Here is a 13,693-nt window from a genome sequence, read left to right as displayed (position 1 = left end):
CAACCCCGGGGAACCACCCCGCTTCGTCGCCGCTGCCCTCCCCCCTATGCACCGAAGGGCCCCGCCGCCCCGCCCCAGGAAAAAGACCGAGGGCCGGGACGCCCTTCGGCGTCCCGGCCCTCGGTGTCCGCTCCTGAGGGAGGGTGGTCCGGCCGGGGTCTCCCGGCGGACCGGTCAGACGTTGAATCAGACGTTGAAGCCCAGCATCCGCAGCTGGTCGCGGCCGTCCTCGGTGATCTTGTCCGGACCCCACGGCGGCATCCAGACCCAGTTGATCTTGACCTCGCGCTCGAACTCGTCCAGCGCGCTGGTCGCCTGGTCCTCGATGACGTCGGTCAGCGGGCAGGCCGCGCTGGTCAGCGTCATGTCCAGGGTGATGCTCGACTCGTCGGCGTTCACCCCGTACAGCAGCCCCAGGTCGACCACGTTGACCCCGAGCTCAGGGTCGATGACGTCCTTGAGGGCCTCGCTGATCTCCTCGGCCAGGGCCTCCTGGCTCATGCCGCCCTGGGCCCCCTGCGCAGCCTGCCCGGACTGCTCGGCCGGCTCCGACTGCTGCTCGGCGGCCCCCTGCTCCGGGGCCGGGGCCACGGTCTCGTTCTCGCTCATGAGACACCCTCCGGTCCTTCCCCGCTGGTGCGGGGGTCGCTCTCCAGGGACTGCACGGTCGCGTCCTTCCACGCCATCCAGGCGAGCAGGGCGCACTTGATACGGGCAGGGTATTTCGACACCCCGGCGAACGCCACCGCGTCCTCCAGAACGTCCTCGTCCGGCTCGCCCTGGCCCTTGGAGTGCATGAGCTCGTTGAAGGCCTCGAGCATCTCCATGCCCTCGTCCACCGTGCGCCCGATCAGCAGGTCGGTCATGACCGACGCGCTGGCCTGGCTGATCGAGCAGCCCATGCTGTCGTAGGACACGTCGGCGACCTTCGCGGCGCCCCCTTCTCCGGATCCGGGTGTCAGGTGCACCCGCAGCGTCACCTCGTCCCCGCAGGTGGGGTTGATGTGGTGCGCCTCCCCTTCGAAAGGCTCCCGCAGCCCCTTGTTGTGCGGGTTGCGGTAGTGGTCCAGGATGATCTCCTGGTACATCGCGTCCAAGCGCATCGGTGCGTTCCGCCCTTCCTAGCGCGCCTCGGCGGTCCCGAAGAACCGCTGCGCGGTGCGCACGGCCTCGGCCAGCGCCTCCACGTCCGCGAGCGTGTTGTACAGGTAGAACGAGGCCCGCGTGGTGGCCTGCACCCGGTAGCGGCGGTGCAGCGGCCAGGCGCAGTGGTGGCCCACCCGCACCTCCACGCCCTCGTCGTCCATCACCTGGCCGAGGTCGTGGGGGTGGATGTCCTCGACGGTGAAGGACACCGCCCCGCCCCGGTCGACGGTGTCGGTGGGGCCGACGATGCGCACCCCCTCGATCCCGCCGAGGAGCTTGACCGCGTACTCGGTCAGCCGGTGCTCGTGCTCGGCCACCCGGTCCATGCCGATCGCCGACAGGTAGTCGCAGGCCGCGGCCAGCCCGACCGCCTGCGGCGCCATGGGCACCCCGGCCTCGAACCGCTGCGGCGGCTCCGCCCAGGTGCTGTGGTCCATGTGCACCACGCCGATCATCGAGCCGCCGGTGATGAACGGCGGCATCGCGGCCAGCAGCTCGGCGCGCCCGTAGAGCACCCCGATGCCGTTGGGCCCCAGCATCTTGTGGCCGGAGAAGACCAGGAAGTCGCAGTCGAGCTCGCGCACGTCCACCGGCATGTGCGGCACCGACTGGGCGGCGTCCAGCAGCACCAGCGCGCCCACCTCGTGGGCGCGGGCGGCGACCCGCTCAACCGGGTTGACCGTGCCCAGCACGTTGGACTGGTGGGTGAGCGCGACCATCTTCGTGCGCTCGTTGACCAGGTCCTCCATGTCGGACAGGTCGAGCCGTCCGTCCTCGGTCAGGCCGAACCAGCGCAGCGTGGCGCCGGTGCGCCGGCACAGCTCCTGCCAGGGCACCAGGTTGGCGTGGTGCTCCATCTCGGTGACGACGACCTCGTCGCCCGGGCCGATGGAGAAGCGGCGGTAGGGCTCGTCGGCCGTGGCCGCGTTCCCCATGGCGTAGGCGACCAGGTTGACCGCCTCGGTGGCGTTCTTGGTGAACACCACCTCGCCGGGGTCGGCGCCCACGAACGACGCGATCGTGGACCGCGCCGCCTCATAGGCGTCGGTGGCCTCCTCGGCGAGCTGGTGCGCGCCGCGGTGGACCGCCGCGTTGTGGCGCTCGTAGAACTCCCGCTCGGCGTCGAGGACCTGCCGGGGCTTCTGGGAGGTCGCCCCGGAGTCGAGGTACACCAGGGGGCGCCCGTCGCGGACGGTCCGGGACAGGATCGCGAAGTCCCCCCGGACCGCCTCGGCGTCGAGCGGCGCGTGCTCGCCTCGGGTCACTTCTCAGCGCCTGCCTTCACGAAACGCTCGTAGCCCTCGTTCTCCAGCTGGTCGGCCAGCTCCGGGCCGCCGGACTCGGCGATCCGGCCGTCGGCGAAGACGTGGACGTAGTCGGGCTTCACGTAGTTGAGGATCCGGGTGTAGTGGGTGATCAGCATGACGCCCACGTCGGTGTTGGCCTTGGCCCGGTTGATCCCCTCGGAGACGACCTTGAGGGCGTCGACGTCGAGGCCGGAGTCGGTCTCGTCGAGGATCGCCATCTTCGGCTTGAGCAGCTCCAGCTGGAGGATCTCGTGGCGCTTCTTCTCACCGCCGGAGAAGCCCTCGTTGACGCCGCGGGCGGCGAAGGAGCCGTCGATGGACAGGTCCTTCATGGTGCCCTGCAGCTCCTTGGAGAACTGGCGGAGCTTGGGCGCCTCGCCGCGCACGGCCGTGACCGAGCTGCGCAGGAAGTTGGACATGGACACGCCCGGGACCTCGACCGGGTACTGCATGGCCAGGAACATGCCGGCGCGGGCGCGCTCGTCCACGCTCATCTCCAGCACGTTCTCCCCGTCGAGCAGGACCTCGCCCGCGGTGATCTCGTACTTGGGGTGGCCGGCGATGGCGTAGGCCAGGGTGGACTTGCCCGAGCCGTTCGGGCCCATGATCGCGTGGGTCTCACCGCTGTTGACGGTCAGGTCCACGCCCTTGAGGATCTCCTCGCGCTCGTCGGCCCCGATCAGGACGTCGGCGCGCACCCCGCGGATTTCGAACTTCGTCATCTGTTTCAAGCCTCAGGAATCGGTGGTGTCCAGCGAGACGAGGACGTCGTCGCCGTCGATCTTGACTGCGTAGGTGGGCACCGCCTTGACGGCGGGCGGGTTGATCGGCTTGCCGGAGGTCAGCTCGAAGCAGGACCCGTGCAGCCAGCACTCGATGGTGCCGTCCTCCACTTCGCCCTCCGACAGGTTGACCTCGGCGTGCGAGCAGATGTCGCTGATCGCGTACAGCTCGCCCTCACTGCGCACCACCGCCACCGGGGTGCCGCCGACCTCCACGCCGAGCGCCCCCTCGTCGGGGAGGTCGCTCAGCGCGCAGACCCGGGTGAAGGTGCCCTCACTCATGCTCGGCCAGCTTCTCCTCGACCTCGGCCATGATCCGCTCGCGCAGCTCGGGCACGTTGATCCGGCCGATCAGCTCGGCGAAGTAGCCGCGGATGACCAGGCGGCGGGCCTCGTCCTCCGGAACACCGCGCGAGCGCAGGTAGAACAGGTGGATCTCGTCGAGCCGCCCGCTGGCGCTGGCGTGCCCGGCGCCCTCCACCTCGCCGGTGAAGATCTCCAGGTTGGGGACCGAGTCCACCCGCGTGCCGTCGGTCAGCGCGAGGTTGCGGTTGTACTCGTAGGAGTCGGTGCCCTCGGTGCCCTCGCCGATGATCACGTCGCCGATCCACACACCGTGCGCGCCCTCGCCGCTCAGCGCGCCCTTGTACTCGACGCGGCTGCGGGTGTTGGAGACGTTGTGGTCGATCAGCGAGCGGTGCTCGTGGTGCTGGCCGTCGCCGGTGAAGTAGAGCCCGTGCAGCTCGGCGTCGCCGCCGGGGGCGGTGTAGCCGACCTTGGGCGACATGCGGACCAGGTCCCCGCCCAGGGTGATGACGAAGCTCTTGAACCGGGCGTCGCGGCCGACCTTGGTGTAGTGGTGACCCACGTGCACCGCGTCGCGGCCCCAGTCCTGCAGGCTGATCACGGTCAGCTCGGCGCCGTCCTCGACGATGAACTCGACGTTGTCGGCGTAGACGGCCTGCCCGGCGTACTCCAGGACCACGGTGGCCTTGGAGTGGGCCTCGGCGCGGACCAGGACGTGCCCGTAGGCGTCGCCCTGGTCCTCGCCGGTGACCTTGATGTAGGCCGGTTCGGCGACCTGGGCGTCCTTGGCGACGGTCACCACGGTGGCGCCGCCGAAGGAGCCGAAGTCGCGGAAGGCCAGCGCCGAGACCCGGTCGGTGGGCAGGAACGTGGTGCCCAGCCGCGGGTCGTCGGAGCCGACGGTCTCGTGGGTGACGCCCTCAGGGGCGGTCACCTCGATCGAGACGCCGCCGTCCTTGATGTCGCGGCCGTCGTGCAGCCCGCGCAGACGGCGCAGCGGCGTGAACCGCCACTCCTCCTCCCGGCCCGTGGGGACCGGGAACGCGTCCACGTCGAAGGACCCGTGGACGTCCAGCTTGGAGATCGGGAGCTCGCCGCCGTGGCTGTGCTCCTTGACTCCGAGGTTCGGGCCGGCCATTAACCAACCGCTCCTTCCATCTGCAGCTCGATGAGCCGGTTCAGTTCCAGGGCGTACTCCATGGGCAGTTCGCGCGCGATCGGCTCGACGAACCCGCGCACGATCATCGCCATGGCCTCGTCCTCGTCCAGGCCGCGGCTCATCAGGTAGAAGAGCTGGTCCTCACTGACCTTGGACACCGTGGCCTCGTGGCCGAGCTCGGTGTCGTCCTCGCGGATGTCGTTGTAGGGGTATGTGTCGGAGCGGCTGACGGTGTCGATCAGCAGCGCGTCGCACTTGACCGTGGACTTGGCGCGGTCGGCGCCCTCCTGCACCTGCACCAGGCCCCGGTAGGAGGCGCGGCCCCCGCTCCGGGCCACCGACTTGGAGACGATGGTGGAGGAGGTGTTGGGGGCGCAGTGCACCATCTTGGAGCCGGTGTCCTGGTGCTGGCCCTCGCCGGCGAAGGCGATGGAGAGCGTCTCGCCCTTGGCGTGCTCGCCCATGAGGTACACCGCCGGGTACTTCATGGTCACCTGGGAGCCGATGTTGCCGTCGATCCACTCCATGGTGGCGCCCTCGTAGGCGACGGCACGCTTGGTCACCAGGTTGAAGACGTTGTTCGACCAGTTCTGGATCGTCGTGTAGCGGCAGCGCGCATTCTTCTTGACGATGATCTCCACGACCGCCGAGTGCAGCGAGTCGGTCTTGTAGATCGGCGCGGTGCAGCCCTCGACGTAGTGCACGTAGGCGCCCTCGTCGACGATGATCAGGGTCCGCTCGAACTGGCCCATGTTCTCGGTGTTGATCCGGAAGTAGGCCTGCAGCGGGATCTCCACGTGGACGCCCTTGGGGACGTAGATGAAGGACCCGCCGCTCCACACCGCCGTGTTGAGCGCGGAGAACTTGTTGTCGCCGGCCGGGATGACCGTGCCGAAGTACTCCTGGAAGAGCTCGGGGTGCTCCTTCAGGGCGGTGTCGGTGTCGAGGAAGAGGACACCCTGCTCCTCCAGGTCCTCACGGATCTGGTGGTAGACGACCTCGGACTCGTACTGGGCGGCCACGCCGGCGACGAGGCGCTGCTTCTCGGCCTCGGGGATGCCCAGCTTGTCGTAGGTGTTCTTGATGTCCTCGGGCAGGTCCTCCCAGGAGGTGGCCTGCTGCTCGGTCGACCGCACGAAGTACTTGATCTTCTCGAAGTCGATCCCGGACAGGTCGGCACCCCACGAGGGCATCGGCTTCTTGTCGAAGAGCTTCAGCGCCTTGAGGCGGGCCTTCTGCATCCATTCCGGCTCGTCCTTCTTGGCCGAAATGTCGCGGACGACCTCCTCGTTCAGGCCGCGCCGAGCGGAGGCGCCGGCCGTGTCGGGGTCGGCCCATCCGTACTCGTAGGTGCCGAGCCCTTCGAGCTCGGGGTGCGCGATAGACGTCATTACGCGGATCCTCCTGGACTCAGACGTCCTGATTCTCTGCCGTCACCGTCGGCGGTGCCGCTGGCGGCCCCGGCCTCGGTGCTGTGCTGGGTGCTGGTCTGCGTGCCCTCCTGCGGGGTCACGTGGGTGGTGCAGATGCCGTCGCCGTGGGCGATGGTGGCCAGCCGCCGCACGGGGGTGCCCAGCAGCCGGGCGAAGGCCTCGACCTCGGCCTCGCACAGCTCGGGGAACTCCGCCGCCACGTGCCCGACCGGGCAGTGGTGCTGGCAGAGCTGCTGGCCCCCGCCGGGCGCCGGGGCCCGGTCGGCCGCGGCGGCGTAGCCGTCGCTGCTCAGCGCCTCGGCGAGCTTGCGCACCCGCTGCTGCGGGGGCACGCCCTCCAGCAGGGGGCGGTAGCGCTCCTCCAGCTCGGCCACCTGGCGCCGGGCGAACTCGGTGACGGCACCGGGTCCGGCCCGCTCGGCCAGGAAGCGCAGGGCGCTGGAGGCCAGGTCGTCGTAGCCGTGCACGAACGCGTCGCGGCCGGCCTCGGTGACCGCGAACACCCGGGCCGGGCGCCCCCGGCCCCGGCGGCCCAGGGGCCGCGCGTCGCGGGCTTCGACGAGCCCCTCGCCCATGAGGTTGTCAAGGTGCCGGCGGATGGCCGCCGGCGTGAGCCCGAGCCGCTCCCCCAGCGAGGAGGCGGTGATCGGGCCCTGCTCCAGGATGAGTCGCGCCACCCTCGCGCGCGTCCCGGTCTCGGCGCCCAGGTCGGGCGAAGGCGCGCGCGGGACGCCGGGGGCGCTGCCCCCGCTCGTCTTCTGTCCGCCGCTCACCTTTTTCACAACATCAGTGTGGCGTAAATGCTTCCCTGCGGGCAAACCGTGATGCATGCCATTGATCACCCAGGCAAGCCTTACCTTTCTGGGGTTTTGCACGCCCGTCCGACCGCCGCGCCGTGCACGCGCACCCCGGACGCCCCCGATTCGCCCGGATGGCGAGACGGACATCTCACGATACGAACGCCTCATCCGGCGGCGGCGCGCCCACGGAGGCGCACCCCGTGCGGGCCCGCACACGGGCGGCCATAGACTCTGAGGCCATGGAGACAGCCGCGGTCGAGGTCACCGACCTGGTGAAGAGGTACGGCGCGACCACCGCCGTCGACGGCCTGTCCTTCACCGCGCCCCGAGGGGCGGTGACGGCGCTGCTCGGCCCCAACGGCGCGGGCAAGACCAGCACCGTCGAAGTGTGCGAGGGCTTCCGCCGGGCCGACGGCGGCAGCGTGCGCGTGCTCGGGCTCGACCCGGCCGCCGACGCGGCGCGGCTCAAGCCGCGGGTCGGGGTGATGCCGCAGTCCGGCGGGGTGCCCACCGGCGCCCGCGCGGGCGAGTGGCTGCGCCTGACGGCCTCGTTCCACGCCCGCCCCCTCTCGCCCGACACGCTCCTGGAACGCCTGGGCCTGACCAATGCTTCCCGGACGCCCTTCCGCCGCCTGTCCGGGGGGCAGCAGCAGCGGCTGTCCCTGGCCGCGGCCGTGATCGGCCGCCCCGAGCTGGTCTTCCTCGACGAGCCCACCGCCGGGCTGGACCCGCAGGCCCGCCACGCCACCTGGGAGCTGGTGGCCGAGCTGCGCGCGGCCGGGGTCGGCGTCGTGCTGACCACCCACCACATGGAGGAGGCCGAGAACCTGGCCGACCGCGTGGTGATCATCGACCGGGGCCGGGTGGTGGCCGACGGCGCCACCGGCGAGCTCACCTGCGACGGGCACGAGCTGCGCTTCGAGGCCCGCGAGGCGGTGGACACCGAGGCCCTGGAGGCGGCCCTGCCCTCCGGCGTGCGGGTGGAGGCCCGTCCGGCCACCGCCGGGCGCGCCGCCGAGTGCGCGGTCGCGCGCGCCGACGGCGGGGAGATCGGGCCCGAGATGCTGGCCACCGTCGGCACCTGGTGCGCCGCCAACGGCGTGCACCCCGAGGGGTTGCGCGTGCAGCGCCGCACCCTCGAAGACGTCTTCCTCGAACTCACCGGCCGGGACCTTCGCTCATGACCGAGACCACCGCCCGCCCCGCCCTGGACTTCACCCCCGCCCCGGGGGCCGCCCCGATGGCGCGCATGGTGGCCGCGCAGGCCGGCATGGAGCTGCGCATCATGCTGCGCAACGGGGAGCAGCTGCTGCTGACCATGGTCATCCCCGTGCTTCTGCTGGTGGGGTTCAGCACCGTCGACGTGGTGGAGCTGGGCGACGGGCCTCGGGTGGACTTCCTGACGCCGGGCGTCCTGGCCCTGGCGGTGATGTCGACCGCCTTCACCGGGCAGGCCATCGGCACCGGGTTCGAGCGCCGGTACGGGGTGCTCAAGCGGCTGGGAGCGACGCCCCTCCCGCGGTTCGGCCTGCTGGCGGCCAAGACGCTGGCGGTGCTGGCCGTGGAGGCGATCCAGATCGCGGTGCTGTGCTCGGTGGCCCTGGCCTTGGGGTGGGATCCCCAGGGCGGCCCCGCGGCCTTCGCCTACGCCCTGCTCCTGGTCCTGCTCGGCACAGCGGCGTTCAGCTCGCTGGCCCTGCTGATGGCGGGCACCCTGCGCGCTGAGGCGACGCTGGCCGCGGCCAACCTGGTCTACGTGGTTCTTCTGGGACTGGGCGGGGTCCTGTTCGACACCGGGCGCTTCCCCGGCGCGGCGCAGACGGCGGTGGAGGCGCTGCCGATCACGGCCCTGGCCGGCGGGCTGCGCGCCGTCCTTGCCGACGGTGCGGCGCCGTCGCTGCTGCCTGTCGCCGTCCTGGCCGTGTGGGCCGCGGCCGGGGCCGCACTGGCCGCCCGCTTCTTCCGCTGGGAGTGAGCGCGTGGAGCTGATCGGAGTCCCGGCCTACCAGCTCGTCCGCTCGCTCGGCCCTCCCCTGGTGCTGCTGGCCGTGGTGGCGGTCCTGATCCGGCGCCGGCGCCTTGCGCGCCCGGGCCTGCTGTGGGCCGCCGTCCTGGCGCACCTGTCCGCCGCGGCGCTGCCGTACGGGTGGCTGCTGCTCCAGGCCACGGCGGGGGTCACCGGGACGACCCTGGTCGGCCTGATCATGACCCTCCTCCAGCCCGCGGTGGAGTTCGGCGCCTGGCTGCTGGTGCTGGGGGCGGTGTTCACGCGGCGCGACGACCGGCCCCGCGATGCCGCTTCCGCGCCCTCCGCCCCACGCGGACGGGACCGCGCCCCCGCCGTTCGGCCGCGCTGAAGCCGAGGCCTTCCCGGAAACGTGCGGGCGCTCCCCTCCTCCCCGGCACATGCCCTTGAAAAGCCCTAGCGGACAGGGAAACTGCGAACACCCGTTCGGGGAACCGCCCCAATGCGCGCGGAAGCGAGCACACCGCCCAGGCCTTTTCCGAGTTTTTCCGACAGGCACCGCCTCCCTCCCCCTTCCTCACCGAGAACCGCACCCGAGAAGCCCGCCGAAGCGACAACCGAATGTGATTCGGGCCACAAGGAGGCCGCTTGCGGACACAAAACGACTGCTCAGGCCTATTTCTTACTATTAGAACCACGGATATTCTTCCCTTTATCCCTCCGACCGTCGAATACACCATCCATCGACGGGAATGTGTTTCAGTGCGCCAGAAGCAGCACCGACGACCCGGGAAAGGATCCTGTCGCCGTGTCATCTGTCGCTCAGACGGTAGAGCGAGCTAGAAAGGCACTGAACGAATTCGAGCACCTTGACCAAGCGGCGGTCGACCGAATCGTCGCGAAGGCGGGCGCGTCCGCGGTCCGCCGCCACACCGAACTCGCCCGGCTCGCGGTGGCCGAGACCGGCCGCGGAGTGGTCGAGGACAAGTCCGTCAAGAACGTGTTCGCCTGCGAGCACGTCACGCACCACATGCGCGGGCTGCGCACCGCCGGCGTCGTCCGGCGCGACACCATCGACGGCATCGTGGAGATCGCCGCACCCGTCGGGGTCGTGTGCGCCGTCACCCCGGTCACCAACCCCACCTCCACGGTGCTCTTCAAGGCTCTGGCGGCCCTGAAGACCCGCAACCCGATCATCTTCTCCTTCCACCACGCCGCACGCCGGTGCGGAATGGCGGCCGCGAGCGCGGTCCGGGACGCCGCCGTCGCCGCAGGCGCCCCCGCGAACTGCGTCCAATGGCTCGACGAGCCCTCCCGGGAGGCGACCGCGGCCCTCATGCGCCATGAGGACGTCGCCCTGATCCTCGCCACGGGGGGACGGAGCCTGGTGCAGGCGGCCTACTCCTCCGGAACACCGGCCCTCGGGGTCGGGGCGGGGAGCACCCCCGCCTACGTCGAGCGCACCGCAGATCTGCGCCGTGCGGCCCATGACATCGTGATGTCCACGAATTTCGACCACGGCATGGTGTGCTCCGCCGAGCAGACCGTCGTCGTCGACCGGGAGGTCGAAGCCGCCGCCATGGAGGAGTTGCGGCGGCTGGGCGCCTACGTCGCCTCTCCCGAAGAGGTCGAACGGCTCGAACGCTCCCTGTTCACCGCCGACGGGGACGGGAGTTCCGGATTCGATCCGGACGGGGCCGGGCAGCCGGCCGCCCGGCTCGCGGAGCGCGCGGGCTTCCGGGTCCCCGATGGGACCCCGGCGATCCTGGCCCCGGTGGCCCCGGGCGACTTCGACCGCCCGATCACCCTGGCCAAGCCGTGCCCGGTGCTGGCCCTTACCTCGGCGGACGGACGCGAGGAAGGGATCTCCCACGTCGAACGCCTGCTGCAGCGGAGCGGACTCGGCCACACCGCGGCGGTGCACACCGAGGACGAGGCCTTCGCAGAGGAGTTCGGGAACCGGGTGCGCGCCGTGCGCATCGTGTGGAACTCCCCCAGCACGCAAGGGGGGATCGGCGGCATCTACAACGCGTTTCTTCCCTCGCTCACCCTCGGCGGCGGTTCCTACGGAGGCACCTCGGTCTCGGGCAACGTACAGGCCGCCGACCTGCTCAACATCAAGCGTGTGGGACGCCGAACCTCCAACATGCAGTGGTTCAAGGTCCCGCCGAAGATCTACTTCGAGCGGCACTCCCTGCGCTACCTGGCCGACATGCCCGGCGTCCGGCGGGCCGCGCTGGTCACCGGCCCCGGGGCCCGCAGGCGCGGACACGTACAGCGGGTGCGTGAGGCGCTGCAGCGCCGCGAGAAGCCCGTGGACCTGAAGATCATCGACGATGTGGATCCCGACCCGACGCTGGACACGGTGCGGCGCGGCGCAGCGCGCCTGGCCGAGTTCGCCCCCGACACGATCATCGCCCTCGGGGGCGGATCGGCCATGGACGCGGCGAAGGCGATGTGGCTGCTCTTCGAAGCGCCCGAGACCGAGTTCACCGACATGCGCGCCCGGTACCTCGACATCCGCAAGCGCGCATTCGCCTTCCCCGAGGTCGGTTCCCGGGCCCGGCTGGTGTGTGTGCCGACCACCGCCGGCTCCGGCGCCGAAGTGACGCCGTTCACCGTCATCACCGATCCGGAGACCGGACTCAAGCACCCGGTCGCCGACTACGCACTCACGCCCAGTGTGGCCATCTGCGACCCGGAGCTCACCACCGACCTGCCCCCGACGGTCACCGCGGACTCCGGGTTCGACGCGCTCACCCACGCCATCGAGGCCTATGTGTCCGTCTACGCCAACGACTTCACCGACGGCCTGTGCCTCAAGGCGATCCAGCTGGTCTTCGAGAACCTGGAGCAGGCGGTGCTGCAGGGAGCGGACGCCCCCAAGGCCCGGGAGCGCATGCACAACGCGGCGACCATCGCGGGGATGGCCTTCGGCAACGCCTTCCTCGGGATCGTCCACGCGATGTCGCACACGCTGGGCTCCACGTTCGGCACCTCCCACGGCCGGACCAACGCGCTGCTCCTCCCGCACGTCATCCGCTACAACGGGACCGTGACGAGCAAGCTCACGGGGTGGCCGAAGTACGAGGTCCACACGGCTCCTGAACGGTTCCAGGAGATCGCGCGCCACCTGGGCCGCCCCGCTGCCGCGCCGGCTCAGGGCGTGTCCGAGCTGGCCTGTGCCGTGGAGGACCTCCGCGACCGGGTGGGCATCGAATCCTCCTTCCGCGCCGCCGGAGTGGACGAGGACCGCTTCAAGGAGTCCCTGCCTCAGCAGGCCATGAACGCGTTCAACGACCAGTGCGCCCCGGCGAACCCCCGGATGCCGATGCTCGCCGACATGGAGCGCCTCATGCTCATGGCTTACTACGGGCACGGAGAGGGCAGCGAAACAGACCGGCCTCCCCGCGGCTCCCTCGACCAAGACGCGGTTCCGGTAGCCTGACCGTTCGCACCGCAGCGCGGGTGGCACCCGGCACGGGTGCCACCCGCGCGCTCGGTCACGGCTCCCGCTGAACGGGACAGGTCATGCAGTGCGGGCCTCCCCGCCCCCGGCCCAGCTCGCTTCCGGCTATGGGCAGGACTTCGATCCCATTGGCCCTCAAGTGGGCGTTGGTCGTGACGTTGCGCTCGTAGGAGACCACGACCCCGGGTTCCAGGGCGAAGACGTTGCATCCGTCGTCCCACTGCTCACGCTCAGAGGAGAACACGTCCTGTGTGGGTGTCAGGACGCGGATCTCCTCCAGGCCCGCCGACTGGGCGATCGCGCGGTGCATGTCCTCAGGGGGATGGTCGGTCACCTTCAGTTCCTTGCCTCCGGGGCCGCCGTCACCGGGCTCAAGGGTCGAGGAGGGGAGCATCCCCAGGCCCGCGTACTTGGTGAAGACCCCGTAGTCCACTTCGGTCATGACCGTGTCCAGGTGCATCACCGCGCGGGCGTGCGGCATGCGGAGGCACAGGATGCGCTCGGCGCCGCCACGGGCGAACATCTCACGCGCCAGCAGCTCCACCGCCTGCGGCCGGGTTCGCTCGCTGGTGCCGACCAGGACCGCGCCGCCGCCGATCGGCATCAGGTCGCCGCCCTCCAGGGTCGCCGGGGCGTGGGCACGGCCCCGGTTCCACACCTCGAAGCCGGCCCCGGCGAACATGGGGTGCCACTGGTAGACGGCCTCGTAGTGGATGGTCTCGCGGCGGCGGGCCTTCTTGCGCATGGCGTTGATGGTCACGCCGTTGTACAGCCACGCCGAGGTGTCGCGGGTGAAGAGGTGGTTGGGCAGCGGGTCGAGCACGAAGTCGTCGTCGCCCAGGGAGTGCAGCCACAGCGACGCGGGGTCGTCGATGCGCTCGCGCACCTCGGCCTTGGTTATGCCGCCGATGAGGAAGCGCGTCAGTTCGGCGTCGGGCATGGTGTCGAGGGCGTCGCGGATGGCGCCTGCGGCCTGGGGGCCGTGGAAGCGCTCGTCGATGACCTCCCCCAGGACGAAGGAGCGCGCCTCTGGGACGGCCAGGACTTCCCTCAGGAGCCGGTCGAAGTAGTGCACGCGGACGCCGTGGTCGCGCAGGAGGGCGGTGAAGGCGTCGTGCTCCTCGCATGCGCGGCGGGCCCAGAGCACGTCGTCGAAGAGCAGGTCGTCCTTGTTGGAGGGGGTCAGTCGGCGCAGTTCGAGGTCGGGCCGGTGCACGATGACCTGCCGCAGCCGGCCGACCTCGGAGTCCACGCGGAAGACCATGCGCCCGTTCCTCCCCGTCTCCGGAGTTCCGACGCAGGCTGCATTCCCCCGCAGAGGCGGC

Annotated in this window: 13 protein-coding genes; 4 read left to right on the top strand and 9 right to left on the bottom strand. The window is 70.7% G+C overall.

Annotated features, from left to right (window positions below; translation table 11 throughout):
* Positions 1–186: 186 nt before the first annotated feature.
* The 8 genes from D450_RS0126545 to D450_RS0126510 are packed head-to-tail and all read right to left on the bottom strand — an operon-like array spanning position 187 to position 6,906.
* Entirely contained in the window at positions 187–609 is a 423-nt protein-coding gene (locus D450_RS0126545) for a metal-sulfur cluster assembly factor (RefSeq protein ID WP_017541655.1), read from the bottom strand.
* Complete coding sequence (gene sufU, locus D450_RS0126540; protein ID WP_017541654.1) at positions 606–1,103, bottom strand: Fe-S cluster assembly sulfur transfer protein SufU; 498 nt, start codon at positions 1,101–1,103, stop codon at positions 606–608. The genes D450_RS0126545 and sufU overlap by 4 nt, the downstream gene beginning before the upstream one ends.
* 18 nt (positions 1,104–1,121) lie before the next feature.
* Positions 1,122–2,411, bottom strand: a complete 1,290-nt coding sequence (locus tag D450_RS0126535) for a cysteine desulfurase (RefSeq protein ID WP_017541653.1) — start codon at positions 2,409–2,411, stop codon at positions 1,122–1,124.
* Positions 2,408–3,175: a Fe-S cluster assembly ATPase SufC gene (gene sufC, locus D450_RS0126530; protein ID WP_017541652.1), complete on the bottom strand. Its 768-nt coding sequence runs from the start codon at positions 3,173–3,175 to the stop codon at positions 2,408–2,410. The genes D450_RS0126535 and sufC overlap by 4 nt, the downstream gene beginning before the upstream one ends.
* A 12-nt stretch (positions 3,176–3,187) precedes the next feature.
* Entirely contained in the window at positions 3,188–3,517 is a 330-nt protein-coding gene (locus D450_RS0126525; protein WP_017541651.1) for a non-heme iron oxygenase ferredoxin subunit, read from the bottom strand.
* Positions 3,510–4,679: a Fe-S cluster assembly protein SufD gene (gene sufD / locus D450_RS0126520; RefSeq protein WP_017541650.1), complete on the bottom strand. Its 1,170-nt coding sequence runs from the start codon at positions 4,677–4,679 to the stop codon at positions 3,510–3,512. The genes D450_RS0126525 and sufD overlap by 8 nt, the downstream gene beginning before the upstream one ends.
* Entirely contained in the window at positions 4,679–6,091 is a 1,413-nt protein-coding gene (sufB, locus tag D450_RS0126515) for a Fe-S cluster assembly protein SufB (RefSeq protein ID WP_017541649.1), read from the bottom strand. Before sufB ends, sufD begins: the two co-directional genes overlap by 1 nt.
* The gene (locus D450_RS0126510) at positions 6,091–6,906 is read right to left on the bottom strand and encodes a helix-turn-helix transcriptional regulator (protein ID WP_017541648.1); all 816 of its coding nucleotides are present in this window, start codon (positions 6,904–6,906) and stop codon (positions 6,091–6,093) included. The genes sufB and D450_RS0126510 overlap by 1 nt, the downstream gene beginning before the upstream one ends.
* A gap of 266 nt (positions 6,907–7,172) precedes the next feature.
* Here D450_RS0126510 and D450_RS0126505 point away from each other — a divergent pair, with 266 nt between their 5' ends.
* The 4 genes from D450_RS0126505 to adhE all read left to right on the top strand — a co-directional run bounded on the left by D450_RS0126505 (position 7,173) and on the right by adhE (position 12,347).
* On the top strand, positions 7,173–8,117 hold the full coding sequence (locus tag D450_RS0126505) for an ABC transporter ATP-binding protein (RefSeq protein WP_017541647.1): 945 nt from the start codon (positions 7,173–7,175) through the stop codon (positions 8,115–8,117).
* Positions 8,114–8,908, top strand: coding sequence for an ABC transporter permease (locus D450_RS0126500; protein WP_017541646.1), 795 nt, complete (start codon positions 8,114–8,116; stop codon positions 8,906–8,908). Before D450_RS0126505 ends, D450_RS0126500 begins: the two co-directional genes overlap by 4 nt.
* 4 nt (positions 8,909–8,912) lie before the next feature.
* Complete coding sequence (locus tag D450_RS0126495; protein WP_017541645.1) at positions 8,913–9,290, top strand: hypothetical protein; 378 nt, start codon at positions 8,913–8,915, stop codon at positions 9,288–9,290.
* Positions 9,291–9,707: 417 nt separating this feature from the next.
* The gene (gene adhE, locus D450_RS0126490) at positions 9,708–12,347 is read left to right on the top strand and encodes a bifunctional acetaldehyde-CoA/alcohol dehydrogenase (protein WP_206539671.1); all 2,640 of its coding nucleotides are present in this window, start codon (positions 9,708–9,710) and stop codon (positions 12,345–12,347) included.
* A gap of 55 nt (positions 12,348–12,402) precedes the next feature.
* Here the strand turns inward: adhE and D450_RS0126485 are convergent, their stop codons facing one another.
* On the bottom strand, positions 12,403–13,632 hold the full coding sequence (locus D450_RS0126485; protein ID WP_017541643.1) for an arginine deiminase: 1,230 nt from the start codon (positions 13,630–13,632) through the stop codon (positions 12,403–12,405).
* Positions 13,633–13,693: the final 61 nt, after the last annotated feature.

It is taken from the genome of Nocardiopsis halophila DSM 44494, from assembly GCF_000341245.1.
Taxonomy (GTDB): Bacteria; Actinomycetota; Actinomycetes; order Streptosporangiales; family Streptosporangiaceae; genus Nocardiopsis_A; species Nocardiopsis_A halophila.
This window is presented reverse-complemented; position numbering and strand designations above follow the sequence as displayed.